Below are 26,094 nucleotides of genomic sequence, written 5' to 3'. Positions count from 1 at the left end.
GCGGCGGCGGAACCGGTCCACAGCGATCCCGCTGAACGGTCGGATCGCCGCGCGATCTACGCTGATTTCGCGCCATCGATCGATTTTGCGAGCTCGCAGACCACATCCGAGAGCATGCGATTGCAGGGAGCGAATCATGACGGCGGGCACTTCGACCATCACCTCGGCCATCGGCGGACTCGACCGGATCCGGGGCGAACTCGCGGACTTCTACCGTGACCTGCATATGCATCCCGAGCTCTCGGGGGCCGAGCATCGCACCGCGGAGAAGGTCGCCGATCAGGTCGGGGCGCTCGGTTATCAGGTCACCACGGGTGTGGGCGGGACGGGTGTGGTCGCCATGCTGGCCAATGGGAACGGCCCGACGGTGCTGCTGCGCGCCGATTTCGACGCACTGCCCATCACCGAGACGACCGGGCTGCCCTACGCGTCCCGCAACGACGGGGTCATGCATGCCTGCGGGCATGATATGCACGCCACCTGCCTGCTCGGGGCGCTGCAGTTGCTGGCCGGTGCCCGCTCGACCTGGTCGGGCACCATCATGGCGGTATTCCAGCCGGCCGAGGAGACCGGGCGGGGCGCGCAGGGCATGGTCGACGACAAGCTGTTCGAGCGGTTCGGCAAACCGGATATCGTGCTCGCTCAGCACACGGCGCCGTTTCCCGTCGGGCTGATCGCCGGGCATCCCGGTGTCGCGGCGGCGGCCACCGACGCGCTGCGCGTCACGCTGCACGGCCACGGCGGGCACGGCTCACGGCCGGAGGTCACCGTCGATCCGGTCGTGATGGCGGCGGCCACCGTCATGCGATTGCAGACCATCGTGTCGCGGGAGATCGCCGCCAATGATGCCGCGGTGGTGACGGTGGGCTCGATGCGGGCGGGCACCAAGGACAACATCATTCCGGATGATGCGGAGCTGCAATTGAATATCCGCACCTATACACCCGAAGTGCGCCAGCGGGTGTTGTCGGCTGTGGACCGCATCGTCAAGGGTGAAGCGGCGGCCGCGGGTGCTGTTCGGGCTCCGGAGATCTCGGTGATCGACACCTTTCCGGTCATGAACAACGACCCCGACGCCCTGCAGCGGACCTTGACCGCCATCGGCGAAATCCTCGGCCCCGACCATGTTTTCGATCCGGGGCGGATCACCGGCAGCGAGGATGCGGGCATCTTCGCTACGAGTGCCGGTGTGCCCCTGTGCTATTGGATGTTCGGTGTCCTGTCTCTGGCGCAGTTCGGCGGCACCGATCCGGTCCAGATCGTCCGGGACGTCCTGAGCGGCCGGATAGACCCCAAATCCGTTCCCGGCCCGCATACCGCGAAGTACTTCCCCGACGTGGACCCGAGCATCACCGCGGGTGTCACCGCCATGGTCACGGCCGCCCTCACCTGGCTCGGTTCCGCGGCGCCTATGGCGTGAGCGCGATTCTGCCGAACACCTCGCCGGCTTCCATCTTCCGGTGGGCCAGGACGGCCTGATCCAGGGAAAACACCTCGTGCACAACCGCTTCCAGCTCACCGTTGCTCGCGGCGGCGAACAGGTCGGCGGTCGCGGCGCTTCTGTCGGCCATGGATACGGTGTCGGCGCTGAAGCTGGCGAAGGACAGCGACTTCCGGAAGCCCGCGACCATGGCCGAGCCGAAGTCCGCGGGTGGCATGCCCGCCATCACGCCGGCGACCACCATGCGGCCGTTCGGCTCGAGCCTGCTCAGGAAGAACGGCAGCTCCGGACCGGCGACGATGTCGATGATCACGTCGTAGCCGGTCGGCGTTTCCTCGGTGCTCCGGCCGGTTCGGTCCAGGACCTGGGTCGCACCGAGTTTGCGCAGGCGGGCGCCGCGCTCGGCCGACGAGGTCGTGACGGCGACCGCACTTGCCCCGCCACGCGCGGCGAGCTGGACCGCCATCACGCCGATGCCGCCGGCCGCGCCGCGCACCAGCACCGATTCGCCGGGCGCGAAATGCGCATGGCGCAAAGCGAAATGGGCCACCATGCCGGAGTTGCCGAGCGTCACCGCGTCGACGGCCGACAGGTTCGCCGGGAGGGGGACGAGTGTCTCGGCCGCGGCGAGGGCGCGTTCGGCATAACCGCCGGTCTCCCCGGTGAAGCCCCACACCCGGCGACCGATCCACTTGGTGTCCACGCCCGGACCGACCTCGGTGACGGTGCCCGCGATCTCGCTGCCGAGGATGTGGCCCGGCGTGATTCCGAAGGCGCTCAGCGCGCCGCTGCGGATCAGGGTGTCGAGGCCGCCGACGCCGATCGCCTCGGTGGCGATCAGCGCCTGCCCGGCGGCCGGAGTGGGGTCCGGAAGATCGACGACCGCAAGGGTTTCCGGACCTCCGAACGTCTGGACCATTACTGCCTGCATTGGTGTCTCCGTGTTCTGCTCGATCGGGACCGACCCTTCGGACCGTAACGGACGCCCCCGTCCGTTTAGCTAAAGTGAGAGCGGTGACCACCCGTTTGCCTCACTCCCAGCGCTCCGACGCCCGCGACAACCGCGAACGCATCCTCGACGCGGCGCGCGCGGTCTTCGTCACCGACGGCCTGGAGGTGCCCCTCCGGCAGATCGCCCGCCGCGCCGAGGTCGGCCCCGCCACCCTCTACCGCCACTTCCCCACCAAGGAAGCCCTGATCGCCGAGGCCTTCACCGACCAGATGCACGCCTGCCACTCGATAGTCGAGGCAGGCCTCGCCGAACCCGATGCGTGGCAGGGCTTCTGCCACGCCATCGAGCAACTCTGCGAACTCCAGGCCCGCGACCACGGCTTCACCGCGGCCTTCATGTCCACGTTCCCGCGCGCCGTGGACTTCGCCACCATCCGCACCGACTCGCTCACCGCCGCGGCCGAGTTGATCCGCCGCGCGAAGGCGACCGGCAACCTCCGCCCCGACGTAGTCCTCGACGACCTGATCCTGATGATCATGGCCAACAACGGCATCCAGGCGCCCACCCTCGCAGCCCGAATCGCCGCCTCCCGCCGCTTCGCCGCGCTCATGATCCAGGCGTTCCGGACCTCTTCCCCCACACCGTTTCCGCTGCCGCCCGTGCCGCGACTGCTGCCCGCGGAATCGATATTCGCCCGTTAGGCGGGGGCCGGCGCGATCTCGCGGACGGCATCGGCGACGGCGCGAAAATCCTTGCGCAAGATGGCGCCGTGGTTACTGGCCACCTTTGCGCTGATTCGAATGTTCGGATTGCGGTCGCATACGCCGGGCAGGCTGTCACGGATCCGTTCCTGCTCATCGCCGTGACTGCCGAATGACGAACCCGACGCGACCACGTACCGGACCGGGACAGTGATCCGGTCCAGCACCGGGCTCAATTCCCGCACCCGGGCGAGCTTTCCCAGTTGAATATTGATGTCTGCCATCTGGTCGGCACTCAGTCGCGGGGTCAAGCCCGTCGGATGCAGCAGCGGCATGAACCAATTCAGCCGCTTGAACAACTTCCGAATCCGCAATTCCATTGCGTCGTCGAGCCAATCGTAGGGCTGCGCACCGTCTACCAGCACGGCTCCCAAGGCACGCTGGGGATTCCGGCTGACCCAATGGGCGGCCACGAACGCCCCATAGGACCATCCCATCACGAGCGCCCGGCCCACGCCCCGGGCCGCCAGTACCGCGTCGACATCCCGGACGGCGGCCTCGAACGAGTAATCCGCCGAACGCCCGGACTTTCCGCGGGCTCGCTCGTCATAGGTGATATGCCGGAACCCGTCCCCGAGTTCGCCGATGACCCGCCGCCAATATCCTTGGGTCGCGAACTGGCCGTTCAGATAGACGACGGAAATACCGGACCCTCCGGTGTCGGTGACGGCGAGCGCCGTATCCTCGACCGGAACCATTCCACGCCACTTCGAATCAGTTTGTGCTGTATTGGTTTTCGCCATACCAGCGACGCTCCGCCGCCGACCTGACATCACCCTGACACGGACCTGACACGGCCCTCGGTCACGGGACGAGTACGAGCTTGCCGGGAGCATGCCCGGCTAGTCCGGCGCGGTGGGCCTGTGCCGCCTCGGACAAGGGATAGACAGCGTTGATGAGAATGCGCAGTTCGGTTGCGCGGGAAGCCAGATCGGCGCGGGCGGCCTCGCGGAGCTCGGTGCCCGCATCCTGGCCGGGGCCGTAGCCGAGGGCCTTGATACCGGCGGCGACGTGGCGGTCGGTGGCGACGATCGAGGCGATGCGCTGTCGATCGGATACCAGTTCCAAGGAGGCGTCGAGGGCTTCGTCGCCGCCGGCGCAATCGATTGCGGCGGTGACCGGCCCGGGGGCGGCGCCGCGCACGCGGTCGAGCAACCCGGGGCCATAGGTAACCGGGATAGCGCCGAGGTCGCGCAGCAGTTCGTGATTGCGTGCGCTGGCGGTGGCGATGACGGTTGCGCCTGCTGCTGCGGCCAATTGCACGACCAGCGAACCGACGCTGCCCGCGCCGCCGTGGACGAGCAGGGTGTCGCCCTCGCCCACGCCGGCGGCGTGCAGGGCATGTGCGGCCGTGGTGCCGGCCAGCATCAGTGAACCCGCCTCGGGCCAGCCCAGATCGGCGGGCTTGGGGATCAGCGAGGTCGCGGGGGCGGTGACGTAGTCGGCGTAGGCGCCGGTGACGGGGTAGACGATGACCTCGTCGCCGACCTCGATACCCCGCACCTCGTCGCCGATCGCGGTGACGACTCCCGCGCATTCCAGGCCGAGCTGGGGCAAGTCGTCGGCGAGTCCGGCGGAGTCCTTGTGCTCGTCGTCCACTTTGTGGAAGGCGCCGCTGTAGAGCTTCCAATCGATGGGGTTGACCCCGGCCGCGCGGACCTGCACGACGACCTCGTCAGCAGCGGGTTCCGGTATGGGCGTCGAAACGATCGCGAGGACGTCCGGTGTCCCGTATGCGGTCGGCCGCACGGCCCTGGCCTTGGTTGTCAATTCCTGTGCGCTGCTCATGAATTCAGTCTCGGCCGCACGTGACATGATGTCTACTGCAATCTCTGCACTCTGAGTTTGCGTTGAACGCAATCGTCAGGAGGGCTCATGGCCGACCAGTTGGACCTCAATCTGCTGCGGGTATTCGACGCGTTGATGGACACCGGAAGCGTGTCCGCGGCCGCCGAGCGCCTCCACCTGTCCGGCCCCGCGACCAGCAGAGCCCTGGGCCGGCTACGGCGAGCAATGAACGACCAGATCCTCGTACGCGCCGGCCGCGGCCTGGTCCCAACCCCGTTCGCCCTCCAGAGCGCCCCCAAAGTCAAAGCACTCCTGAACGATGCCGCCGCCCTCCGCTCCGACCCCGCGAGCAACGACCCTCGCTCCTGGCAGCGCACCTTCACCATCCGCATCAACGACGCGTTGGTCCCCGTACTCGCACCCCGCCTGACCCGCCTGATCGCCGACAGCGCTCCCGGTGTCCGACTCCGTTTCGCCCCTGAGGCCTCCGAAGCCGCCGACCCCCTCCGAGACGGCACCCTCGACCTGGACGTAGGCGTAGCCGACCCACCCCCACCCGACGTCTGCACCGAACCGTTGTTCACCGACCACTTCGTAGCCGTGGTAGCAGCCGACTCCGAATTGGGCCGTGCCCCCGAGCTGACGGTCGACGCCCTCTGCGCCTACCCCCACATCTCCGCCTCCCGCCGAGGCTTAGCCCACGGACCTCTCGACGAGGCCTTGCGCCGCGCAGGCCGCACCCGCACCGTCAGTGCGGTTGTCCCCTCCTACGCCGTAGCGGCCCTGATCGCCTTGGAGGAGGACGTCATCACCCTCCTCCCCCAAATCCTGGCCCAACACCTGATCCACCGCGGAATCCCCGTCCGCTCCCACAACATCCCCTTCCCCCTCCCCCCAGCCGAAGTCGAATCCCGCTGGCACCGCCGCCTCAACGACGACCCCGCATCCCACTGGCTAAGAGCCCAACTGAAATCCGCCCTCCACCCCATCGGGGAGCAGTAGTTGCCGGATGCGGGCGGCTTCGCGGGTGAGGTGGTCACGCTCGGGGATGTTGGTGGCGGTGCGGGAGGCTTCGCTGTAGAGGGTGGCGGCTTGTTCGAGGTCGCCGGTTCGTTCGACTAGGTAGGCGCGGACTGCGGTGTGGCGCGGGAGGTTCGGGTCGAGGTCGGCGAGGGCGGCCAGGCCGGCTCGCGGGCCGTCGGCCTCGCCGACCGCTACCGCGCGGTTCAAGCGGATCACCGGGGTATCGGTGCGGAGCAGCAGTTCGTCATACCACTCGACGATCTGGACCCAGTCCGTCTCGGCGGTGCTGCGGGCGTCGGCGTGCAGGGCGGCGATGGCGGCTTGGGCCTGGTATTCGCCCAGGCGATCACGGGCCAGCGCGGCTTGCAGAATGTCGACGCCCTCGGCGATAAGGGTGGTGTCCCAAAGGGATCGATCCTGCTCGGCGAGGGGTATCAGGCGACCGTCCAGGCCGGTGCGAGACGCACGGCGGGCGTGGTGCAGCAGCATCAGGGCGAGCAGGCCCGCGACTTCGGGCTCGTCGGTGGCGGCGGCGAGCTGGCGGGTGAGCCGGATGGCTTCGGCCACCAGGTCGATATCACCGCTGTAGCCCTCGTTGAAGACGAGGTAGAGAACGCGCAGCACCGTCGCGAGATCACCCGGGCGGTCCAGTGGCAGGCCTGCAATGCGCCGCTTGGCACGGCTGATCCGTTGCGCCATAGTCGCTTCGGGGACGAGGTAAGCCGTGGCTATCTGCCGAGTCGTGAGACCACCGACAGCACGCAAGGTCAATGCGACGGCCGACCCCGTGGGCAGGGACGGGTGCGCGCACAGGAAATACAGCCACAGCGAATCATCCGTGGCGGGAACGGGACCCGAGGGAGGCTCGACCTCCACTGCGAATTCCCTTCCCCGCCGCGATGTTTCGGCACGCATGGCATCGATGAACTTGCGCCAAGCGGCCGCGACGAGCCAGCCCTTGGCATCACGCGGCGGATCATCCGCCCACGCTTCCAACGCCCGAATGAGGGCCTCCTGCACCGCATCCTCGGCCGCGGCAAAGTCCGCTCCCCGCCGAACGAGGACGCCGATCACCGCCGGCACGAGTTCGCGCAACAGGGATTCGTTCACTCGGTCACCGTAGGCAACCCCGAAAAGAACGGCCGAATCTCCAGCCACTCCTGCACCGGCTTCCCACCCGCCCCCGGCGCCGCCGACAACTCCCCCGCCAGTTCGAGCGCCCGCTCATAACTCTCGACATCGATGATCGTCCACCCGGCGATCAGATCCTTCGTCTCCGCGAACGGCCCATCGGTAACCGGCGGCCGCCCCTCCCCATCCGACCGCACAAACGTGCCTCCCGGAGCAAGCGCCCGATGCTCGACGAACTCCCCACTCTCCTCCAGCCGCGCACCGAAGTCCTGCATGTACTGCACATGCGCCGAAATCTCCTCCGGCGTCCACTGATCCATCGGCACGTCGTTCACCGATGCCGGCGCCCCCCGATAGTGCTTGAGCAGCAAATACTTAGTCACGATTCTCTCCTCTTCAGTCAGTGTCATCCTCGCCTGTCCGATCGATTTCATGCACCCTGCCGCGCAGCCCGCTCCCGTATCAGCTCTTCGACCGCCGTAGGCAAGGTGTTCTCGAAGTCGATCAACTTCACCCAAGTAGGAGTAATAACAACCCGAACCATCCCGTCATACAACGACCGAACCTCAGCCTCCCACTCCACCCGCTGCTCAGCAGTCATCCCATAACTTCCATTCATCCGCAAATACTCCTCAGGAATCCCCTCCACCACATCCAACTCCGCCCGCCCCCGAATAAGCAGAATCTTCGGCGGATGCACCTCGGTATCAATAGTCAACGCCACCTCGGGATTCCCCCTGAGCGAAGCCAACTTCGGAGCATTCTTACTGGTACAAACAACGACTGCTGACCCGTTCCAGGTAAACGCAATCGGAATGTTCCTAGGCGACCCATCCTTCGCCACATACGCCATCCGCAACAGATCCCGCCCCAACAACTCCCGACTGATCGGCAGCCCCAAAATCCCAGCAATCTCGTCCGGTCCCATACCCACTCCTCAATCGATGTCACGGAGCCCCGTCCGGCTCCTCACCCCTGGGACGGAGCCACCCACCCGTTCTCGACAGTCCCACCCCAACAAATCTCCAAGTTCCGCGTCAGGGCTTGCCGAACCAGTGGGTGAGGGCGGGTTCGAGGGGGTCGGTGTTGTGGGTGGGGTCGGTGGTCCAGGCTATGTAGCCGTCGGGGCGGATGAGCATGGGGGCGTGGGGGGTGGGGTGGGTTATGCGGGTTAGGAGGGGGGACCAGGGGGCGGCGGTTTCGGCGAGAGTGTTTGTTGGGTCCAGGAGGAGGGGGCGGGCGGGGTGGAGGAGGGTGTTGAGGTGGGTGGGGCCGATTGGGAGGTTGGGGGCGGGGAGGCCGGTGCTGGGGTGGGTGGCGGGGAAGGGGTAGCGGATGCCCATGCCGGAGAGGGTGTCGTCGAGGTGGTATTGGACTTCGGGGAGGGTGGCGAGGGAGGCGAAGAGGGATTTGGCGGCGGTTATGTCGGGGGCTCGGGTGCCTTCCCAGTCCATGAGGAGGCTTTGGGCTTGGACGTTGCGGAGGACGGCGGCGGCTACCGGGTGGCGTTCGGTGTGGTAGGTGTCGAGGAGGTGGGCGGGGGCCCAATTGTTCACTGCGGCGGCGAGTTTCCAACCCAGGTTGAGGGCGTCTTGGATGCCGGTGTTCATGCCTTGGGCGCCGATGGGGAGATGGACGTGGGCGGCGTCGCCGGCCAGGAAGACTCGGCCGTGGCGGTATCGGGCGGCCTGGCGGGCGGCGTTGGTGATGCGGCGGGCGTAGCGGAGTTCGAGAAGTTTTACCTGCGAACCGAATACGCTGCTGAGGCCTGCGCGGATCTCGTCTTCGGTGACCGGGACCTCGCGGGAGAGGGAGCGGCCGGGGCCGCCGAGGGCTAGGCGGTGGAGGGGCCGGCCTTCGGGGTCGGTGCCGAGTGGGAAGATCTGGGCCCAGTGGCCGTCATCGCTCCAACTGTGGCTCAGCGCGGGGGCGTCGCCGTCCAAGCGGACATCGGCGGCGACCACGGTGACTGTGCCGGGGCTGCCAGGGAATTCGGCGTGCAGGAGTGATCGCACCGTGCTGTGGGCACCATCGGCGGCAACGACATACCCGGCCTCGATGACGACGCCGTCTGCGAAGGTCGCGGTCACGGACTTGTCGTTCTGGGTGAGGGCGATCAGTTCGTGGTTGCGGCGGACGTGGATGTCGTGGGCGGCCAGGTGGTCTTCGAGCACGCCCTCGACCACGACCTGCGGTATGGACCGCCACGGCTGACGATGCCGGTCGCGGGTGAGCGGGAGCGGGATGCCGGCGAAGTGCGCGGTGCTGATCTGGTGATTTCCGGTGGCCAGCAACGGTTCCAGCAGACCGCGCTGATCGAAGGCTTCCTGGGTGCGGGACTGCACGCCACCCGCTTTGGACAACATGCTGCGCGCCGCGAGCTTGTCGACCAGCACCGTCGATACCCCGGCTACTCGGAGTTCGTTGGCCAAGGTCATACCGGTCGGGCCGGCGCCGATGATGAGAACGTCTGTGTCCATTGCATTTCCCCTTTTCGCGTCGATCGGAACACCAGCAACGCTGCGCTCACCGGGGGCGCCGAGCCACAAACCGGCCCTATTGTGCCGATACCTGACACTGATTACCGTCTACACAGTGGAATTCGACACCGACGAGCTGGATCACCGTCTCCTGCACGCCTTGCAGATCGACGGCAGGGCCGCATTCAGCGCAATCGCGGAAGTTCTCGGCGTGTCGGATCGCACCATCGCCCGCCGCTACACGCGCTTGTTGTCGGTCGGGGCGGTACGAGTGATCGGCGGCGTCGACCCGACAGCACTCGGCGCGACGACCTGGTTCCTGCGGGTGCGTTGCGCACCCGCCGCCGCGGTCCCGATCGCCGAAGCACTGTCCCGGCGCCCCGACACCTCCTGGGTGAGCCTCTGCTCGGGCGGCACCGAGATCACCTGCGCCGTCCGCACCGAGAACGAAACCGACAGCGAGACACTGCTCCTCGCCAAACTCCCCCGCACCTCCCGCGTAGAGGGCGTCACCGCGCATTCCGTAATGCACAACTTCTACGGCGGATCCGACAGCCTGATCGCCAAAGTCGGTGCCTTGCAACCCGAGGAGATCGCGCGGCTGCGCCCACCCCCGATGCCGGAAAGGCCGGGCCCCGTCCACCTCGACGACGCCGACCGCACACTGCTCGCCACCCTCGCCGACGACGGCCGCGCAACCATCGAGCAGCTGGCCGCGGTAACCGGCTGGTCGCCCACCACGGTCCGCCGCCGCATGACCGAACTGCGCGAACACCGTGTCCTGTACCTGGATCTCGACATCGACTGGCGGCTACTCGGCCGCGGCACCCGCACCCTGCTCTGGCTCTCGGTAGCCCCCGCACACCTGGAGGAGGCCGGAGCCGCCCTGGCCCGCCATCCCGAAATCGCCTTCGCCGCAGCCACAACCGGCCCGACCAACCTCTACGCGACAGCCATCTGCGCTGATCAGCGCGAGCTCTACCGCTATCTCACCACCCGCGTCGCCGCCCTCCCCGCCATCACGCACATGGAGACCGCGCCGGTGATCAAAACCCTCAAACAAGCCGCGAATCGGATCCACGCCGGCGTACAAGTCGTCAGTACCTAAGTACGACAGATTCCGCCCCGGTCGAAGCTCAATAACTTTGTGGTCAGCAAGTACGGAACCACGAAGGAGAAACACCATGAGCGACATCAACGAGCTGGTCGACCGCTACCTGGACGCCTGGAACGCCACCGACCCGGCCCGCCGCGCGGAACTGGTCGCCGAGGTGTTCACCGAGGACGCCGAGTACGTCGACCCGCTGGCCGCGGTGCAGGGGCACGCCGACCTGGCCGCCACCATCGCGGCGGTGCAGGGCCAGTTCGCCGGACTGGAATTCAGCCGCGGCGGGGCCGTCGACGCGCACCACAATATCGCCCGGTTCACCTGGAATCTCGGACAGCCGGGCGCGGAGCCGCTGATCGTCGGCTTCGATGTCGCGGAGCTCGCCGCGGACGGGCGGATCGTCCGGGTCAACGGCTTCCTCGACAAGGTGCCCGCCGGCGCCTGAGCCCGCTCTTCCGGTGGGAAACCCGCACGGCGCGTGCGGGTTTCCCACCGGGCTCCACCGAATCACCTGCGGCAGTTCACGGGACACTGTCCATCGATCGCTAGGACATTTCGTCATGTCATCACCGACCCTTCAGCGGCCCTCCGCCGCATCAACCCGGCCCGAGGCCGACCAGGCGTCGCTGGGCACCCTGCTCATCCTGCTCGCCGGTATTTTCGTGGCCACCCTCGATTTCTTCATCGTCAATGTCGCGATCCCGGACACGCAGTCCGATCTGCATATCGGTAATGCCGCCACGCAGTGGATCGTCGCGGGTTACGGCCTGGCCGTCGCGGCCGGCCTGATCACCGGCGGACGCCTCGGCGACATGTACGGCCGGCGCCGCCTCTACGGGATCGGAATGGCGGTATTCACACTGGCTTCCGCCGTGTGCGCCCTCGCCGGTGGTGCGGGTGAACTGATCGCCGCACGGGTCGTGCAGGGCGCTGGTATGGCGCTGCTCATGCCGCAGGTGCTCGGCATCATCACCGTCGTGTTCACCGGCGCCCGGCAGGCCCGCGCCTTCGCCGCCTACGGCGCGACCATGGGCCTGGCCGCGGTCTTCGGCCAGTTGATCGGCGGCGCGCTGATTCAGGCCGACCTGTTCGGCCTCGGCTGGCGCACCATCTACTGGATCAATGTGCCGGTGGGCGTGGTCGCTCTCGCACTGCTGCGGCGTATGGTGCCCGAGTCTCGTGGCGCCGCCGGTACCCGGCTCGATCCGATCGGCGTGGATCTGATCATCGCCGCGCTGGTCGCCATGGTGCTGCCGCTGATCCAGGGTCCCTCGCAGGGCTGGCCGCTGTGGACCTGGTTGTCGCTGGCGACCGCCGCCGTGCTGCTGGTGGTATTCGCCTGGTACCAGACACGATTGGCCGCTCGTGGCGCCTCGCCGCTGGTGGATCCCGACCTGTTCCATGAGCGTTCGTTCCGGGTGGGTGTGGTGGTCGCGCTGATCTACCAGATGAGCGTCGCCTCGTTCTTCCTCTTCCTGGCGCTGTATCTGCAACAGGGCCGCCACCTTTCGCCCCTGACGTCCGGCCTGTTGTTCCTGGCGATCGGCGCCCCCTACCTGCTCACCTCGAAACTGTCGGAGCAGCTCGCGGTCCGGCTCGGCCGCCAGGTGATCACCGTCGGCGCCGTCCTCCAGGCCCTCGGCTTCCTCCTCCTCATCCCGGCCACCACCGAATCGATCTCCCTGCTGATCCCCGGCCTGATCATCGTCGGCGCCGGCATGGGCCTGGCGATGGTCCCCCTCCCCGGCACCGTCCTGGCCCGAGTCTCCATCCACCACGCCGCCTCCGCCGGCGGCGTCCTCTCCACCGCGAACCAGGTCGGCGGCGCCCTCGGCATCGCCGTAGTAGGAATCCTCTTCTATAACCACCTCACCGGCGGCCTCGGCTCGGCCTTCGTCTGGAGCCTGCTCCCGATGATCGCACTCTGCGTCCTGTCCGCAGCCCTGGTCCAACTCCTCCCCAAGCTGACCTCCGAAAACTGAATCGGCCCGAACAGTTTCGACCCCGGTCACCCCTACAGGTGACCGGGGTCGACACGCGCATTACCTGCGCACGCGACCCGCCCAGCTATCGACGATATTCTGGCCGTGTCTACGCGTTTGCTTCCGTCGCCCGAAAGCGGCCCCCTACCGTGAGGACATGACCGCCGTGCATGAGTCACTCATGACGATCGAGGAGTTCGAGGAACTCGCTCGTGCGGCCGATCGCATTGCGGAAGGTGTGAGGCTCGAGTTCGTCGACGGGAAGCTGGGGGCCAAGGCGGTGCCGGACGGGGATCACAATCGAATCATCCAATGGCTGATCCGCATCTTCATGACCGTCCGCCCGGATCTGTTCCTCAGCCCGGAGCAGGGGCTCCGGATCGAACGGTATCGCAAAGGCCGAGCCAGGCCGGACGGTGTGCTCGCCGATGCGGATGCTTTTGTCGGCCAAGGGGAATGGGCCGATCCGGCACCCGTCCTGTTGGCGGTCGAAGTCACCTCGGACGATCAGGACACCGAACGCCGCGACCGGCAGGAGAAGCCGCGGGCCTACGCGGACACCGGAATCCCCGTCTACCTGCTGATCGATCGCGAGACGTGCGAGGTAACCGTCTACAGCGATCCCCGGGACGCTCGGTATCACCGCATCCTGACCGTGCCTTTCGGCGCTGTTGTCGAACTTCCGGAGCCGGTGAACGTCACGCTGGACACCGAGCCGCTGAAGCACTGGGTGCAGTAGACCCGAAGTCCCCTGGAGCAGGCCATCAGCCGAAAGCTGATGGCCTGCTCTTTTGTTTTGGTTGACCCACCCCCGGAGCGGTGTTCATAATGAGCACAGACGTTCACTATGCGAACATTGGAGTGATGTGGGCAAGGTATCGGGGTTGACGGAGGCGATTGCGCGGCTTGTTCATGATGGGGATGTTGTTGCGCTGGAGGGGTTTACGCATTTGATTCCGGTGGCGGCGGGGCAGGAGATCATTCGGCAGGGGCGGCGGGGGTTGACGTTGGTGCGGATGACGCCTGACATCGTTTATGACCAGATGATCGGGGCGGGGTGCGCTCGGAAGTTGGTCTTCTCGTGGGGCGGGAATCCTGGGGTGGGGTCGTTGCATCGGTTTCGGGATGCGGTGGAGTGTGGGTGGCCGGGGGCGTTGGAGATCGAGGAACACAGTCATGCGGGGATGGCCAATCGGTATGTCGCGGGGGCTTCGGGGGTGCCGTTCGCGGTGTTGCGGGGGTATGTCGGGACGGATTTGGCCACGGTGACGGACACCATCAAGCCGATCGTGTGCCCTTTCACCGGTGAGCAGTTGACGGCGGTGCCGGCGTTGAATCCCGATGTCACCGTGATTCATGCGCAGCGGGCCGATCGGGCAGGGAACGTGCAGTTGTGGGGGTTGCTGGGGGTGCAGAAGGAGGCCGTGCTGGCGGCGCGGCGGAGTCTGGTTACGGTCGAGGAGATCGTGGACACGCTCGAACCTGTTCCGGGCGCGATCGTGTTGCCCGCTTGGGCGGTGACCGCGGTCGCCGAAGTGCCCGGTGGGGCGCATCCGTCGTACGCGCAGGGCTACTCGGAGCGTGACAATGCCTATTACGCCGCCTGGGATGCGATCAGCCGCGACCGTGACACCTTCGACAACTGGTTGCATGAAAACGTATTCGCCTCTGCCGTCGGGAACAACGCATGACCGCCGCCCAGCCGCTCGAAACCACCACCGGCACAAGCACATACACCGCCGATGAGATGATGACCATCGCCGCCGCGCGGGCATTGCGCGGAGACAAGCGGTGTTTCGTCGGAATCGGCCTGCCGTCGACCGCGGCCAACCTGGCCCGCACCACCCACGCGCCCGATCTGGTGCTCGTCTACGAGTCGGGCACGCTGGGTTCCAAGCCGGATCGCCTGCCCGCGTCGATCGGCGACGGCATTCTCGCCGAGACCGCCGACGCCGTGATCAGCGTGCCCGAGGTGTTCAACTACTGGCTGCAGCCGGGCCGCATCGATATCGGATTCCTCGGCGCCGCACAGCTGGACCGGTTCGGCAATATCAACACCACCGTCGTCGGCGACTACGCGCACCCGCGGGTCCGGCTGCCCGGCGCGGGCGGGGCGCCAGAGATCGCCGCTTCCTGCGGTGAGGTGTTCGTCGTGGTCCGGCAGTCGCGGCGCTCGTTCGTCGAGCAGGTCGATTTCATCACCTCCTTCGGGCACGGGCGGGGCCGCGGGGAACGCGCCGCGCTGGGCCTGCGAGGTGCGGGCCCGACCCTGGTCATCACCGATCTCGGAGTCATGCGTCCTGACCCCGACGGTGAATTGGTCCTTGCCGCAACGCATCCCGGCGTCACCGTGAACCAGGTACGCGAAGCGACCGGCTGGGACCTACGGGTCGCGGACGACCGCACGGTCACCGAGCCACCGACCACCGCCGAACTATCGGCGCTCCGGGCCTTGCAGGCGGCGTCATGAGCAACGCCTACCGCCGCGATCCCGCGGACACGCACCCACCGCTGGACTCCCCCGCCTACGTCTCCACCGCGCTCCGACATCCCGGCCATCCGCTGGTCCTACTGCCGCAACGACTCACGGAACTCACCGGCCCCGTCCTCGGCGAGGGCCGGATCGGAACGAAGGACAACGATCTCACCGCCCAGCATCGCGGCGAACCCATCGGGCAGCGAATCATCGTGCACGGCAGGCTCCTCGACGGTGACGGCAAACCCATCCCGAATTCGCTCGTCGAGATCTGGCAGGCCAATGCGGGCGGGCGCTACCGCCACGACCGCGATCGCTGGGATTCCGCACTGGACCCGAACTTCGACGGCGCCGGCCGGACCCTCACCGACAGCGAAGGCCGCTACGAGTTCACCACCATCAAGCCCGGCGCCTACCCGTGGCGCAATCACCACAACGCCTGGCGCCCGGCGCACATCCACTTCTCCGTGTTCGGACTGGCGTTCACCCAGCGACTGGTCACGCAGATGTACTTCCCCGATGATCCGATGTTCTTCCAGGACCCGATCTTCCAAGCCGTACCCGAGCCTGCCAGGAAACTGCTGATCAGCCGCTTCGATTACGAACGCACCGAACCCGCACGAGCCCTGGCCTTCGAGTTCGACCTCGTCCTGCGCGGCCGCGAGGCGACTCCCTTCGAGACCGACGAGGACGACCACGATGACTAGCCTGCCGACCACCCCGTCGCAGACCGTCGGGCCATTCCTGCACATCGGCCTGATCTGGGACGACGGACCCTACGCCGTACCGCTGGGCACCGAGGGCGCGTGCTGGCTCCGCGGCCGGGTACTCGACGGCGCCGGCGCGGTGATCGACGACGCCCTGGTCGAGATCTGGCAGGCGGACCCGGACGGCCACTTCGACCATCCCGGCAGCCGCCCGGTCCGGCCCGGCTTCCGCGGTTTCGCCCGCAGCGACACCCGCAGCAGCGAATTCGCGCTCCACACGGTCGTTCCCGGCGACGTGGACGACGGCCTGCAGGCCCCGCACATCGACATGTCGGTCTTCGCCCGCGGCTTGCTGCACCGGGTGGTCACCCGCGTCTACTTCCCCGAGCACGCCGACCGGCACCGCACCGATCCGGTACTGGCCGCTGTTCCGCCGGAGCGTCGCGGCACGCTGATCGCCGCGCGCGGCAACGACGGATATGTTTTCGATGTGCACCTACAGGGCGACTCCGAGACGGTGTTCTTCGATGTCTGACGGACTGTTCGACGCCGTGCTCGCGGCCGGACCGGTCGCCGGGCAGGTCAGCGATCGCGCCTGGGTGCAGGCCATGCTGGATTTCGAGGGCGCACTCGCCTTGGCCTCCGCCGACGCCGGCGTGATACCGACCGCGGCCGCCGAGGAGATCGCCCGCCAATGCCGGGCCGATGACTACGGCATCGCTGAAATAGGTTCCCGCGCAGTCGATATCGGCAACCCGGCCGGCCCCCTGGTCCGCGCCCTCACCACGCGCGTCACACCGCAGGCGGCCGCCTACGTGCATCTCGGCGCGACCAGTCAGGACGTGTCCGACACCGCCGCAATGCTGGTGACCGCACGAAGTTTCGACGCCCTGCGCACCGAACTGCGCTCGGCCGCCGCCCTCCTGGCCGGACTGGCCGAGGAACATGCCTACACGGTCATGCCCGGCCGGAGTCTGCTCCAGCAGGCGCCACCCGTGACATTCGGATTGACCGCAGCCGGCTGGCTCAGCGGTATCACCGCGGCGCAATCCCGGCTCAACGCGATCCGGCGCGACCGCCTGGCCGTCCAATTCGGCGGCGCCGTCGGAACACTCGCGGCATTGGGCGACAATGGAATACGCGTCCTCAGCGGCATCGCCCAGCGGCTCGAACTGACCGAACCGGTACTACCGTGGCACACCGAACGCAGCCGAATCGCCGAGGCGGCAACGGCTTTGGGCCAGACCTGCGGCGCAGTCGCGAAGATCGCCCGCGATATCACCCTGCTCGCCCAGACCGAGATCGGCGAGGTTGTCGAACTCGGACCCGCAGGCACCGGCGGCTCATCGACCATGCCACACAAACGCAACCCGGTCGCCGCGGTGCTGGCCGCCGGCTCGGCCGGTCCGGCGCCAGGATTGGTCGCCGCACTACTCGGTGCCTCGGCACACGAGCATCAACGAGCGGCCGGGGCCTGGCACGCGGAGTGGCGGCCATTATCGGAGTTATTGCGCACCACCGGATCCGCGGTGCACTGGCTGGTGATCAGTCTGGAACGGCTGCGCGTCGATCCGGAACGCATGCGGTCGAACCTCGAGCGCACCGGCGGGCTACTGCTGGCCGAGAATGTGGCGATCGAACTGGTGTCGGCCTCGCAAGGAGCGGTCGGCAGACAGACAGCGGGCGATGCCGTGGCAGCCTGCTGCCGAGCAGCCCTCGCCGACTGCGGTGAACTCGTCGAGCTGCTCGCGGACGATCCGCTGATCGGGCAATATCTGGAACGCAGACGGCTGGCCGAATTGCTCGACCCCGCAGGCTATCTCGGCTCGGCAGACGAATTCATCCGGCGAACACTGGACGACTGGAAGGCACAGTCGTGAACCGAGTCCACTCGCGCCGAGCGAGCTCCGTCGCCGTGCGGTATGTCGAGGACGGCCCGCGCGGAGGGCGGCCCATCGTATTGAGCGGATCGCTGGGTAGTGATCTGCGGATGTGGGAGCCACAGCTCGCGGCATTGACAGGAGCCGGGTACCGCGTCATCCGCTATGACCTGCGCGGGCACGGCGATTCGCCGGTACCGCCGGGGCCTTACACGCTCGCCGATCTGGGCAGTGATGTCCTTGCCTTGCTCGACCGGCTCGATATTGCGGCCGCGGATTTCGTCGGGTTGTCCCTCGGCGGCATGATCGGCATGTGGCTCGCCGAGCAAGCACCCGAGCGGCTGCGCACCCTGACCTTATGTTGCACATCCGCCGAGCTCGGTCCGCCCAGCGGGTGGTCCGAGCGGGCGCGGTTGGTCAGGGCCGAGGGGATTCAGGCGATTTCGCAGTCGGTCGTGCAGCGCTGGTTCACTCCGTCCTGGCTCGCCGCCAACCCCGAACGGACTCGCGACTACGAAAAGATGGTCGCGGCAACGCCTTCCGAAGGGTACGCGGCATGCTGCGCCGCGATCGAGACGATGGACATCGCCACGGGACTGCCGGGAATCACCACACCGACGCTGGTCATCTCCGGCGCCGAGGACCCCGCAACGCCACCACCACACGGCCGGCGCACAGCCACCGCGATCCCCGGGGCGAAGTTCGAAATCGTCTCTCCGGGAGCACATCTGGCCAGTGCCGAACAGCCCGCTGTCATCAATGACCTGATCCTCCGACACCTGAAGGACCATCCATGAACGAGCGAGCCGAACAGGGCATGGCCGTCCGTCGTGAGGTGCTCGGCGACGCGCATGTCGACCGCGCGGTAGCGGCGACCACCGAGTTCACTCGCCCGTTCCAGGAGTACATCACCGAGGCCGTCTGGGGTTCGATCTGGACCCGTGACGGCCTGGACCGGCGCACCCGCAGCTGCATCACGCTGGCGGTGCTCACCGCCCTCGGCCGGCACGAGGAGATCGCCATGCATGTGCGGGCCGCGATCGGCAATGGCCTCACGGCCGCCGAGATCGCCGAGGTGCTGCTGCATACCGGCGCCTATGCTGGTGTGCCCGCGGCGAATGCCGCATTCGCCATCGGGCAGCGTGTGCTGGCCGAGCTGGGCGATGACGCGGCCCGGACGGCACAGGAGTGAGGAGGACGAGGATGGCGAGCGACGAGCTCGACGGCGCGGCCGACCAGGACGACGTCAAACGCGGCGCGCATCATGTGCAGTCCCTCGAGCGCGGGCTGGCCGTCATCAAGGCCTTCGATGCCCAGCACCCGCAGCTGACGCTCTCCGATGTGGCCCGCCGGACCGGTCTCACCCGGGCTGCGGCCCGCCGGTTCCTGCTCACTCTCGCCGATCTCGGTTACGTCCGCACCGACGGCAAGCACTTCACGCTGGCCGCCAAGGTGCTGGAGCTCGGTTACTCGTATCTGTCGAGCATGACGCTGCCCGAAGTGGCGCAACCACATCTGGAGCAGCTCTCCACCGAGGTGCACGAGTCCAGTTCGGTGTCCGTGCTCGACGGCGCCGATATCGTGTACGTCGCCCGCGTCGCCGCTTCCCGGATCATGACGGTCAGCATCAATATCGGCACCCGGTTCCCGGCGTACGCCACCTCCATGGGCCATGTGCTGCTGGCCGGCTTGACCGCGCCGCAACTGGACGCCTATCTCGCCGCGACGGCGCTGGCCCCGCTCACCTCGCACACTCTCACCGACCCCGATGCCTTGCGTGCGGAGCTGGAAACCGTTCGTAACCAGGGTTATTCGATCGTCGATCAGGAGCTGGAGGCGGGCCTGCGCTCGCTCGCCGCACCGGTGCGCGACCAATCGGGCACGGTGATCGCGGCCATCAATATCTCCACCCATGCCACCCGGCAGGACATGGATTCCATTCGGACGCAACTGGTTCCGCGACTGCTCGCCGCCGCCGGGCGGATCGAGCACGATCTGGCCGGCGCGGCGCCGATAGCCCGCCTGGGTTGATCGCGCTCATTTCGAGTGCTGCCACCCCGTATAAGCTTCCGCGAGGTAGGCCGCACCGTGGCGCGACCCGGTAATCAGGGACAATTCACCGCGCTGCCGCTCGATATCGAATGCGGTCGCGCCTGCGGCACTGTGCAGCATGGTCGTCATCCAGTACGAGAAGTGCTGGGCCTTCCACACCCGGTCGAGGGCCCGATCGGTATAGACGCCGAGCACATCCTCATCTCCGTCCGCGAGGAACTCGGTGATCACCTCATGCAGTACCCGCACGTCCGCGAGTGCGAGATTCAGGCCTTTGGCGCCGGTCGGCGGGACGGTATGGGCCGCATCCCCGGCCAGCAGCATCCGGCCGTGCCGCATGGGCGCGGTGACGAACGACCGGAACGGCAATACCATCGCGCCGCTGATCGGCCCTTCGTTCAGTTCGAATCCGTTGCCGTTGACCCGCTTCCGCATCTCCGCCCAGATTCGATCCTCGCTCCAGTCCTCGACGCGCTCGTCGGGTGAGCATTGGAAGTACATGCGCTGCATGGCCGGTGTCCGCTGGCTGATCAGCGCGAACCCGTGCGCTGAGCGGGTGTAGATCAGTTCCGGATGCGATTGCGGCGCTTCCGCGAGGAATCCGAACCACGCGAACGGATATTCCCGGAACCACTCGGTGCGAATGCCCGGCGGAATGGCCCGGCGGCAGATCGAATGCGACCCGTCCGCGCCGATCAGTAGTTCCGCCTCGACACGCGTTGCGACACCGTCGGAGTCGGTGAACGTCATCGCCGGTCGATCGCCGATGTCGACGGCGGTATCCGAAACCCCGTAGCGCACGTCTCCCCCATCGGCCTTGCGACGCGCGGCGAGATCGAGGAACACATCGGTCTGCGGATACAGCCACACCGATTCGCCCACCAGGTCCTGGAAGTCGATGCGATGGTTCTCGTCGTCGAACCGCAGTACGACCCCGTCGTGCCGATCCCCTTCGGTGACAACCCGATCCGAGACGCCCGAGTCCACCAGCAACCGCACCGACCCGGCCTCGAGGATGCCCGCCCGGATCGTGGTGGCGATCTGCTCGTGCGTGCGATGGTCGACGACAACGGACTCGATCCCGGATCGATGCAGCAGATGCGAGAGCATCAGCCCGGCCGGACCGGCCCCGACAATGGCGACCCGGGTACGGAGAGTCCTCATGCCACATAGCCTTTCGACGTATCGAGCGCGCCGTGCTCAGCGACCGTGGGCCGACCGGCGGCCGCCAGGCGCGGCACGATCGCCATGGCGAGCAACCCGCAAGCCGCCACCACGGCGAAGAAGTAGAACCCCCACGGATTCGCCGACCCCGCGACAATGAGCCAGCCGGTAATGGTCGGCCCGAGAATCGCACCGAGCCGCCCCACGGACGCCGCCAGCCCGAGCGCGGTCGCCCGCACCTCCGCCGGATACGCCTGCGTGACATAGGCATAGACGAGCACCTGCGCGGAGAACACGAAGACCCCGGTAACCAGCACCAGCGCATCCAGCAGCAGACTGCTCGATACCTGGACGCTCAGCAATGCCAGCAATACGGCACCCGCACCGAACCACACCAGCGCCGTCTGTTTGATGCCCTGCCGATCGGCGAGCGCGCCGGCGATGAGCAGCCCGATGATCGCGCCGATATTGAGCACCAGCAGCAGTGTCAGCGAGGTCGACATGTTGTATCCCGCATCGCGCATCAGCTTCGGCAACCAGGTGTTGAGGCCGTACACCAGCAGCAGTCCCATGAACGATCCGACCCAAACCCCCAGTGTCACACGCAGATACGGCCGCTGCAGCAATACCGTCGGCCGGACCCGGTTGGGTGCGGTCCGCCGCGCCAGATACGCCTCGGATTCGGGCAGTTTCGCCCACATGACCGGCAGCAAGAGCAGACCCGCCACGCCGCCCGCATAGAACAGCGGCTGCCAGTGCGGGATCAACCGCAACGCGATGAGCGACGTGATCACGGCGCCGGTGTGATAGCCGGTCATGGTGATCGTGCTGGCGAACGCACGCCGGGAGGCGGGCATGTGCTCGGCCATGAGGGTCAGCGCCGTCGGCATGCACGACCCGAGCCCGAGCCCCGCCAACAGCCGGAACGCGCCGAACACGGCAACCGAACCGGCGAGCGGAAGCGCCGTGGTGAACACCGAGAACAGTGCGATCGAGGCGAGCAGCACGCTGCGGCGGCCGAACCGATCGGCGAGCGGTCCCGATCCGGCCGCGCCGATCGCCACGCCGACCAGCGAGATCGTCGCCGCGAATGTGGCCCGGGCAGCGGTGAATCCGAGGTGGTGGTGCTCGATGAGGGTCGGGATGGCCGCACCGAGCACGACGAGGTCGTAGCCGTCCAGCAGCACGGTGAGCCAGCACAGTGCGGCCGGCCAGGAAAGCAGTTTGCGCATCATCGACAATCTGTTCGCATAGCGCACAGCTGTGCGCATATTGTTCGATGTGACGGTAGTCACCGCCCAATGCGCATGTCAAGACGCCGAATTACGCTTCAGCGCTTCGCGACACCCCTTCGAGCAAGGCCGCCAACCCCAATTCGAAGGCGGCATCGGCCCGCCGGCGACCGGCCGGTCCCGCCGTCACCGCAGCGCTGAGCGCGGGCAGGTCGGCGCGATCGGCGACGACCCAGGGCTGATCCGGCGCCGTGAGATCGAATGCCGAACCCAGGGCGAACGAGTCGAGCGCCGTGATCCACGGGACGATATCGGCCCCGGCCACACCGGCCCTGGCCAGCAGGCCGGCGACCCGGTCGTAGCTGCGCAGGCCCGATTCGGAGGTCATCGGCTGCGCGATGAGCAGCGGGATCAGATTGGGATGTGCGGCCATGGCCCGGCGGTAGGCGTGCATCCAGCCCGAGATCGCGCCGGTCCAGTCGTGATCGTCCGGCGCGGGCGAATCGATTGTGGCCCCGACCCGTTCGCGCAGCGCTTCGATGATCGCGCCGCGGCCGGGCAGGTGGTGATAGACCGAGGACGGGCTGGTGCCGAGCCGCGTAGCGAGTTCGGCCATTGTCAGACGGCCGGATTCGTCGATGCAGGCGAGGGCCGCATCGAGTATCGACTCGAGGCTCAGTAACCGATTCCGTCGCTTAACAACCATGTCTCCACCGTATTCGTTACAAATATGTTGACTACACACTGAATCCGCGTTTCTCGAGGTAGCGTGGCGCCCAGCTCTTAACCGAATGACGTTCACTTAAGCGTCGCGGATCGAAAGAACGATCTCATGGTCGAAAATCCCAGCACGCCATCCGCCGGTCGGACCGGCAACAACGAACTCGAGCGCGGCGTCCTCGGGACCGGCAGCCTGGTGTTCATGGTGGTCGCGGCCGCCGCACCACTGACCGTCATGGCAGGCGTTGCACCGCTGGCCATTTCGATCGGCGGCATCGGCGCCCCGACCGGCTACCTGGCCGCGGGCCTGGCACTGGCCGTCTTCGCGGTCGCGTTCACCCGGATGACCCGGCACGTCGGCAATGCCGGCGCGTTCTACGCCTATATCGCCCTCGGCCTCGGCCGCGGCTGGGGCATCGCCGCCGCGGTGCTGGCCCTGGTCTCCTACAACGCACTGCAGATCGGCGTGTACGGCCTGTTCGCGACGCAGACCAATCAGACGCTCTCCGATCTCTTCGGCTTCACGCTGCCGTGGCCGATCATCGCCTTCGCGGCGGTCGCCGCGGTCCTGCTGGTCGCGCGGCTCGGCATCGATATCGGCGCGAAAGTACTCGGTGTGCTGCTGGTCCTGGAATCGGGGATCCTGGGGTTGATGGCAATCCGCGTGGTCGTCAAGGGCGGGGCCACGGGTATCGGCTTCGGTTCGTTCACCCCGTCGGCCGTGTTCACGCCCGGCATGGCCGGGGTGCTGGGGATCTGTTTCGCGGCGTTCATGGGCTTCGAATCGACCGTGCTCTACCGGCGTGAGGCCCGGGATCCGGAGCGCACGGTCCCCCGCGCCACCTATCTGGCCGTCGGATTCATGGGGATCTTCTACTGCTTCATCGTATGGTCGGTGATTCAGGCCTTCGGGCAGGGCAATGCGGTCGCGGCGGCGCAAAACGATCTGTCGGGGCTGTTTTTCTCCGTCATCCGCAGTTATGTAGGACCTTGGGCCGCAACGGTGATGCACCTGCTGATCATCACGAGCGTGTTCGCCGCGCAGCTCGCCTTCCACAATGCGATCACCCGCTACGCGCACGCCCTGGCTGATGACGGCGTGCTGCCGGCCTGGTTCGGCAAGACCCATCCCCGCTATCGCTCGCCCTACCGGATCTCGGTGATCCAGACCGTGCTCGCGGTGATCGTGATCGCCGCCTTCGCCGCCGCGGGGGCCGACCCGTACACGCGACTGCTGCTGTGGGGGAACACTCCCGGCGTGGTGGGATTGCTGGTCCTGCAGACGTTCACCGCGGCCGCGGCCGTCGTCTACTTCCTGCGCCGCAATCCGGCGGCGAGCACCCCGATCGCCTTGGCCGCCGGGATCGCGTCCACGATCCTGCTGGGCGGCGCGACCTACCTGCTCATCGCGCACATCGACCTGCTGACCGGCACGACAGGCCGGATCAATGCACTGATCGTGGGTCTCGTGCCGATCGCACTGCTGGCCGGCGGCGCACTGGCGCTGTGGCTTCGACGCCGACGCCCCGACGTCTATGCCGGTTTCGGCGACAGCACTCCGATCACCACCTCCGAGGAAACCAGCGGTCGGGTCGGGAACTGGAGTAGCGAATGATCTCTGACGGTAGGACCCAGGGCCTTCGTGCCGCCGGTTTCCCGGTCGGTTGTGCGTCCCCTGATGCCCGTGGTCAGGCAGTCACCTCTCCAGCTCCCGCCGCCTCAAACCGTGCATGCGGTTCTCCCGCACACGGCTTACCTACGCCGTTCACCGCCGGTATTCGGTTTCTCCCGCCAGGGCTTGTTCGCCCTGGGTGCCACGACAGTCCCGGTCAGGTCCACCAGCCCACATCCATCCGGCGAGTGACACATCGCGGTCCAGCCGAAGCCACGGCCGCGTTTGTGCTTCTTACCGATGAACAGGGCAAGTCGCAGACGAGCGTGTGTCTCGATCAATTTGAAGCGGGTAGCGCTGTGACCGTAACGGAAATATCCGGTCCATCCGCGCAGGAACCTGTTGAGGTCTTTCACCACTTCCTCGACCGGCAACAACAACCGGGACCGCCTCGTCAGCTCGGCGATCCGGTCCCGTGCTCGTCGCATCGCCCGATCACTGGGCCAGCGAGCCAGAAACACCACACCGCGCCTACCAGTGACACCCCGCGACCGCACCAGCCGAAGAAGAAAGCCGAGAACAACGACACCCTCTCCGCCCTCGACCAATTCGACGATGCGGGTCTTGGCTTCCTACGGCGACAAGCCGAGTTCAGCCAACAACTGCCGCAGCCGCGCGAGCGCGGCCTCGGCTTGGTACCGGGATTTACACATCACCAGCAGATCATCAGCGAAACGCACCAGCATCCCGAATGCGCGTGTGTCCCAAGCCCGATCGAGCCGATGCAGGTACACGTTGCACATCAAGGGACTGATCACCCCGCCTTGCGCGGTTCCGGTATCGGAGTGTTCGACCACACCGGCATCCATCACTCCCGCGCGCAGCATCGCTCGCAGCAGTTTGAGCACCGACTGGTCACACACCCGTTCGGAGATCGCTTGCATCAACCCGTCATGCGGTATCGCCGAAAAGCAGTTGGCGATACCGGTTTCCACCACCCACCGGCGGCCCCGGAAACTCTCGTCCATCAGGACCTGCAATCCGTCGTGCTGACTGCGTTTCGGGCGGAACCCGAAACTGCAGTCAGCGAAGTCGGCCTCGAAGATCGGCTCGAGCACGATCTTGACCGCCGCTTGCACGACGCGGTCACGCACCGCGGGAATCGACAGTGGCCGTTGCTCTTTCGTTCCAGGCTTCGGGATGAACACCCGACGCGCCGGCAACGGCCGATAGCGGCCTTCCCGCAGTTCGGTGGCCAGTTCGTCCACGAGCCGGTCCGCGCCGTACTCGTGTTCGATCCAGTCCAGGGTGATCCGGTCGATGCCCGATGCGCCGTTGTTGGCGCGCACCGCGATCCAGCCTCGCCACAGGACGTCTCTGCGCGAGACCTTGTCCCACAGCGCATGGAACCGTCGTCCGGGATCGGCCTTGGCCGTCCGGTAGAGCATGTGTTGCAGGGCACGCACCTTGTCCACCGAAACCCTGCCCTCGGCACGGGTTTCAGTTGCGGCGGGACTAGCCAGCTTGAGGGCACTCACCGAGCACTTCTCCTGTCAATCGCATGCATCGACGTAGTAGTGGCCCT

Annotated in this window: 28 protein-coding genes; 16 read left to right on the top strand and 12 right to left on the bottom strand. The window is 67.0% G+C overall.

Features of this window, described 5'->3' with window-relative positions; translation table 11 throughout:
• The first annotated feature begins 136 nt into the window (after window positions 1-136).
• Complete coding sequence (locus ACH438_RS04385; RefSeq protein ID WP_397001115.1) at window positions 137-1,420, top strand: amidohydrolase; 1,284 nt, start codon at window positions 137-139, stop codon at window positions 1,418-1,420.
• On the opposite strand, the gene ACH438_RS04380 is transcribed toward ACH438_RS04385, so the two are convergent.
• Window positions 1,410-2,372 carry a zinc-binding dehydrogenase gene (locus tag ACH438_RS04380; RefSeq protein WP_397001113.1) on the bottom strand — a complete coding sequence of 321 codons (963 nt, stop codon included), beginning with the start codon at window positions 2,370-2,372 and terminating at the stop codon, window positions 1,410-1,412. The two genes, ACH438_RS04385 and ACH438_RS04380, sit on opposite strands and share 11 nt — an antisense overlap.
• Before the next feature lie 83 nt (window positions 2,373-2,455).
• On the opposite strand from ACH438_RS04380, the gene ACH438_RS04375 reads away from it, so the two are divergent.
• Entirely contained in the window at window positions 2,456-3,094 is a 639-nt protein-coding gene (locus tag ACH438_RS04375; RefSeq protein ID WP_397001111.1) for a TetR/AcrR family transcriptional regulator, read from the top strand.
• Here the strand turns inward: ACH438_RS04375 and ACH438_RS04370 are convergent.
• Both ACH438_RS04370 and ACH438_RS04365 read right to left on the bottom strand, forming a co-directional pair.
• Window positions 3,091-3,852, bottom strand: a complete 762-nt coding sequence (locus ACH438_RS04370; RefSeq protein WP_397001109.1) for an alpha/beta fold hydrolase — start codon at window positions 3,850-3,852, stop codon at window positions 3,091-3,093. The two genes, ACH438_RS04375 and ACH438_RS04370, sit on opposite strands and share 4 nt — an antisense overlap.
• Before the next feature lie 106 nt (window positions 3,853-3,958).
• Window positions 3,959-4,942, bottom strand: coding sequence for an NADP-dependent oxidoreductase (locus ACH438_RS04365; RefSeq protein WP_397001107.1), 984 nt, complete (start codon window positions 4,940-4,942; stop codon window positions 3,959-3,961).
• Window positions 4,943-5,029: 87 nt separating this feature from the next.
• Here ACH438_RS04365 and ACH438_RS04360 point away from each other — a divergent pair, with 87 nt between their 5' ends.
• Complete coding sequence (locus ACH438_RS04360) at window positions 5,030-5,944, top strand: LysR substrate-binding domain-containing protein (protein ID WP_397001105.1); 915 nt, start codon at window positions 5,030-5,032, stop codon at window positions 5,942-5,944.
• Here ACH438_RS04360 and ACH438_RS04355 read toward each other — a convergent pair.
• From ACH438_RS04355 to ACH438_RS04340, 4 genes are all read right to left on the bottom strand, one after another.
• On the bottom strand, window positions 5,897-7,075 hold the full coding sequence (locus ACH438_RS04355) for an RNA polymerase sigma factor (protein ID WP_397001103.1): 1,179 nt from the start codon (window positions 7,073-7,075) through the stop codon (window positions 5,897-5,899). The two genes, ACH438_RS04360 and ACH438_RS04355, sit on opposite strands and share 48 nt — an antisense overlap.
• Window positions 7,072-7,479 carry a YciI family protein gene (locus tag ACH438_RS04350; RefSeq protein WP_397001101.1) on the bottom strand — a complete coding sequence of 136 codons (408 nt, stop codon included), beginning with the start codon at window positions 7,477-7,479 and terminating at the stop codon, window positions 7,072-7,074. Before ACH438_RS04350 ends, ACH438_RS04355 begins: the two co-directional genes overlap by 4 nt.
• A gap of 47 nt (window positions 7,480-7,526) precedes the next feature.
• Entirely contained in the window at window positions 7,527-8,024 is a 498-nt protein-coding gene (locus ACH438_RS04345) for a pyridoxamine 5'-phosphate oxidase family protein (RefSeq protein WP_397001099.1), read from the bottom strand.
• Window positions 8,025-8,133: 109 nt separating this feature from the next.
• Window positions 8,134-9,576 (bottom strand): FAD-dependent monooxygenase, encoded by a 1,443-nt coding sequence (locus ACH438_RS04340; RefSeq protein WP_397001097.1) that lies wholly within the window; start codon window positions 9,574-9,576, stop codon window positions 8,134-8,136.
• 115 nt (window positions 9,577-9,691) lie between these two features.
• On the opposite strand from ACH438_RS04340, the gene ACH438_RS04335 reads away from it, so the two are divergent.
• The 12 genes from ACH438_RS04335 to ACH438_RS04280 all read left to right on the top strand — a co-directional run bounded on the left by ACH438_RS04335 (window position 9,692) and on the right by ACH438_RS04280 (window position 19,760).
• On the top strand, window positions 9,692-10,684 hold the full coding sequence (locus ACH438_RS04335) for an Lrp/AsnC family transcriptional regulator (protein ID WP_397001095.1): 993 nt from the start codon (window positions 9,692-9,694) through the stop codon (window positions 10,682-10,684).
• Between the two features lie 76 nt (window positions 10,685-10,760).
• Window positions 10,761-11,129: a nuclear transport factor 2 family protein gene (locus ACH438_RS04330; RefSeq protein ID WP_397001093.1), complete on the top strand. Its 369-nt coding sequence runs from the start codon at window positions 10,761-10,763 to the stop codon at window positions 11,127-11,129.
• A 115-nt stretch (window positions 11,130-11,244) separates the two neighbouring features.
• Complete coding sequence (locus tag ACH438_RS04325; RefSeq protein WP_397001091.1) at window positions 11,245-12,666, top strand: MFS transporter; 1,422 nt, start codon at window positions 11,245-11,247, stop codon at window positions 12,664-12,666.
• A gap of 157 nt (window positions 12,667-12,823) precedes the next feature.
• Window positions 12,824-13,405 (top strand): Uma2 family endonuclease, encoded by a 582-nt coding sequence (locus ACH438_RS04320; RefSeq protein ID WP_397001089.1) that lies wholly within the window; start codon window positions 12,824-12,826, stop codon window positions 13,403-13,405.
• Between the two features lie 127 nt (window positions 13,406-13,532).
• Window positions 13,533-14,357 (top strand): CoA transferase subunit A, encoded by an 825-nt coding sequence (locus ACH438_RS04315; protein ID WP_397001087.1) that lies wholly within the window; start codon window positions 13,533-13,535, stop codon window positions 14,355-14,357.
• The gene (locus ACH438_RS04310) at window positions 14,354-15,136 is read left to right on the top strand and encodes a CoA-transferase subunit beta (protein WP_397001085.1); all 783 of its coding nucleotides are present in this window, start codon (window positions 14,354-14,356) and stop codon (window positions 15,134-15,136) included. Before ACH438_RS04315 ends, ACH438_RS04310 begins: the two co-directional genes overlap by 4 nt.
• The gene (gene pcaH / locus ACH438_RS04305; RefSeq protein WP_397001083.1) at window positions 15,133-15,849 is read left to right on the top strand and encodes a protocatechuate 3,4-dioxygenase subunit beta; all 717 of its coding nucleotides are present in this window, start codon (window positions 15,133-15,135) and stop codon (window positions 15,847-15,849) included. Before ACH438_RS04310 ends, pcaH begins: the two co-directional genes overlap by 4 nt.
• Window positions 15,842-16,384 (top strand): protocatechuate 3,4-dioxygenase subunit alpha, encoded by a 543-nt coding sequence (gene pcaG, locus ACH438_RS04300; protein WP_397001081.1) that lies wholly within the window; start codon window positions 15,842-15,844, stop codon window positions 16,382-16,384. The genes pcaH and pcaG overlap by 8 nt, the downstream gene beginning before the upstream one ends.
• Complete coding sequence (gene pcaB / locus ACH438_RS04295) at window positions 16,377-17,729, top strand: 3-carboxy-cis,cis-muconate cycloisomerase (RefSeq protein WP_397001079.1); 1,353 nt, start codon at window positions 16,377-16,379, stop codon at window positions 17,727-17,729. The genes pcaG and pcaB overlap by 8 nt, the downstream gene beginning before the upstream one ends.
• Window positions 17,726-18,526 carry a 3-oxoadipate enol-lactonase gene (pcaD, locus tag ACH438_RS04290; RefSeq protein ID WP_397001077.1) on the top strand — a complete coding sequence of 267 codons (801 nt, stop codon included), beginning with the start codon at window positions 17,726-17,728 and terminating at the stop codon, window positions 18,524-18,526. The genes pcaB and pcaD overlap by 4 nt, the downstream gene beginning before the upstream one ends.
• On the top strand, window positions 18,523-18,921 hold the full coding sequence (pcaC, locus tag ACH438_RS04285) for a 4-carboxymuconolactone decarboxylase (protein ID WP_397001075.1): 399 nt from the start codon (window positions 18,523-18,525) through the stop codon (window positions 18,919-18,921). Before pcaD ends, pcaC begins: the two co-directional genes overlap by 4 nt.
• A gap of 11 nt (window positions 18,922-18,932) precedes the next feature.
• Window positions 18,933-19,760, top strand: a complete 828-nt coding sequence (locus tag ACH438_RS04280) for an IclR family transcriptional regulator (RefSeq protein WP_397001073.1) — start codon at window positions 18,933-18,935, stop codon at window positions 19,758-19,760.
• A 6-nt stretch (window positions 19,761-19,766) separates the two neighbouring features.
• On the opposite strand, the gene ACH438_RS04275 is transcribed toward ACH438_RS04280, so the two are convergent.
• From ACH438_RS04275 to ACH438_RS04265, 3 genes are read right to left on the bottom strand one after another with little or no spacing between them, the layout of a single operon-like run.
• Complete coding sequence (locus tag ACH438_RS04275) at window positions 19,767-20,945, bottom strand: 4-hydroxybenzoate 3-monooxygenase (RefSeq protein WP_397001070.1); 1,179 nt, start codon at window positions 20,943-20,945, stop codon at window positions 19,767-19,769.
• Window positions 20,942-22,216, bottom strand: a complete 1,275-nt coding sequence (locus ACH438_RS04270; RefSeq protein WP_397001068.1) for an MFS transporter — start codon at window positions 22,214-22,216, stop codon at window positions 20,942-20,944. The genes ACH438_RS04275 and ACH438_RS04270 overlap by 4 nt, the downstream gene beginning before the upstream one ends.
• A 52-nt stretch (window positions 22,217-22,268) precedes the next feature.
• Window positions 22,269-22,883, bottom strand: a complete 615-nt coding sequence (locus ACH438_RS04265) for a TetR/AcrR family transcriptional regulator C-terminal domain-containing protein (protein ID WP_397001066.1) — start codon at window positions 22,881-22,883, stop codon at window positions 22,269-22,271.
• 126 nt (window positions 22,884-23,009) lie between these two features.
• Between ACH438_RS04265 and ACH438_RS04260 the strand changes: the two genes are divergently transcribed.
• The gene (locus ACH438_RS04260; RefSeq protein ID WP_397001064.1) at window positions 23,010-24,512 is read left to right on the top strand and encodes an APC family permease; all 1,503 of its coding nucleotides are present in this window, start codon (window positions 23,010-23,012) and stop codon (window positions 24,510-24,512) included.
• Between the two features lie 137 nt (window positions 24,513-24,649).
• Here the strand turns inward: ACH438_RS04260 and ACH438_RS04255 are convergent, their stop codons facing one another.
• Together ACH438_RS04255 and ACH438_RS04250 are read right to left on the bottom strand one after the other, a co-directional pair.
• Complete coding sequence (locus tag ACH438_RS04255; protein ID WP_397001062.1) at window positions 24,650-24,997, bottom strand: group II intron maturase-specific domain-containing protein; 348 nt, start codon at window positions 24,995-24,997, stop codon at window positions 24,650-24,652.
• 144 nt (window positions 24,998-25,141) lie between these two features.
• Window positions 25,142-26,047 (bottom strand): reverse transcriptase domain-containing protein, encoded by a 906-nt coding sequence (locus tag ACH438_RS04250; protein ID WP_397001060.1) that lies wholly within the window; start codon window positions 26,045-26,047, stop codon window positions 25,142-25,144.
• Between the last annotated feature and the right edge of the window lie 47 nt (window positions 26,048-26,094).

Source organism: Nocardia sp. NPDC020380, assembly GCF_044386975.1.
In the GTDB taxonomy this organism is placed as follows: Bacteria; Actinomycetota; Actinomycetes; order Mycobacteriales; family Mycobacteriaceae; genus Nocardia.
The sequence above is the reverse complement of the archived record's forward strand: the minus strand, read 5'-3'. Positions and strand labels throughout refer to the sequence as shown.

What these genes read in the sequence shown, in the direction of transcription:
- ACH438_RS04360 (WP_397001105.1), top strand. Translation starts at nt 5,030, where the DNA reads ATGGCCGACCAGTTGGACCTCAATCTGCTGCGGGTATTCGACGCGTTG.
- ACH438_RS04345 (WP_397001099.1), bottom strand. Translation starts at nt 8,024, where the DNA reads ATGGGACCGGACGAGATTGCTGGGATTTTGGGGCTGCCGATCAGTCGG.
- ACH438_RS04275 (WP_397001070.1), bottom strand. Translation starts at nt 20,945, where the DNA reads ATGAGGACTCTCCGTACCCGGGTCGCCATTGTCGGGGCCGGTCCGGCC.
- ACH438_RS04310 (WP_397001085.1), top strand. Translation starts at nt 14,354, where the DNA reads ATGACCGCCGCCCAGCCGCTCGAAACCACCACCGGCACAAGCACATAC.
- ACH438_RS04365 (WP_397001107.1), bottom strand. Translation starts at nt 4,942, where the DNA reads ATGAGCAGCGCACAGGAATTGACAACCAAGGCCAGGGCCGTGCGGCCG.
- ACH438_RS04330 (WP_397001093.1), top strand. Translation starts at nt 10,761, where the DNA reads ATGAGCGACATCAACGAGCTGGTCGACCGCTACCTGGACGCCTGGAAC.
- ACH438_RS04265 (WP_397001066.1), bottom strand. Translation starts at nt 22,883, where the DNA reads ATGGTTGTTAAGCGACGGAATCGGTTACTGAGCCTCGAGTCGATACTC.
- ACH438_RS04260 (WP_397001064.1), top strand. Translation starts at nt 23,010, where the DNA reads ATGGTCGAAAATCCCAGCACGCCATCCGCCGGTCGGACCGGCAACAAC.
- pcaB (WP_397001079.1), top strand. Translation starts at nt 16,377, where the DNA reads ATGTCTGACGGACTGTTCGACGCCGTGCTCGCGGCCGGACCGGTCGCC.
- ACH438_RS04385 (WP_397001115.1), top strand. Translation starts at nt 137, where the DNA reads ATGACGGCGGGCACTTCGACCATCACCTCGGCCATCGGCGGACTCGAC.
- ACH438_RS04340 (WP_397001097.1), bottom strand. Translation starts at nt 9,576, where the DNA reads ATGGACACAGACGTTCTCATCATCGGCGCCGGCCCGACCGGTATGACC.
- ACH438_RS04270 (WP_397001068.1), bottom strand. Translation starts at nt 22,216, where the DNA reads ATGCGCACAGCTGTGCGCTATGCGAACAGATTGTCGATGATGCGCAAA.
- pcaG (WP_397001081.1), top strand. Translation starts at nt 15,842, where the DNA reads ATGACTAGCCTGCCGACCACCCCGTCGCAGACCGTCGGGCCATTCCTG.
- ACH438_RS04320 (WP_397001089.1), top strand. Translation starts at nt 12,824, where the DNA reads ATGACCGCCGTGCATGAGTCACTCATGACGATCGAGGAGTTCGAGGAA.
- ACH438_RS04255 (WP_397001062.1), bottom strand. Translation starts at nt 24,997, where the DNA reads ATGCGACGAGCACGGGACCGGATCGCCGAGCTGACGAGGCGGTCCCGG.
- ACH438_RS04325 (WP_397001091.1), top strand. Translation starts at nt 11,245, where the DNA reads ATGTCATCACCGACCCTTCAGCGGCCCTCCGCCGCATCAACCCGGCCC.
- pcaH (WP_397001083.1), top strand. Translation starts at nt 15,133, where the DNA reads ATGAGCAACGCCTACCGCCGCGATCCCGCGGACACGCACCCACCGCTG.
- pcaC (WP_397001075.1), top strand. Translation starts at nt 18,523, where the DNA reads ATGAACGAGCGAGCCGAACAGGGCATGGCCGTCCGTCGTGAGGTGCTC.
- ACH438_RS04380 (WP_397001113.1), bottom strand. Translation starts at nt 2,372, where the DNA reads ATGCAGGCAGTAATGGTCCAGACGTTCGGAGGTCCGGAAACCCTTGCG.
- ACH438_RS04370 (WP_397001109.1), bottom strand. Translation starts at nt 3,852, where the DNA reads ATGGTTCCGGTCGAGGATACGGCGCTCGCCGTCACCGACACCGGAGGG.
- ACH438_RS04280 (WP_397001073.1), top strand. Translation starts at nt 18,933, where the DNA reads ATGGCGAGCGACGAGCTCGACGGCGCGGCCGACCAGGACGACGTCAAA.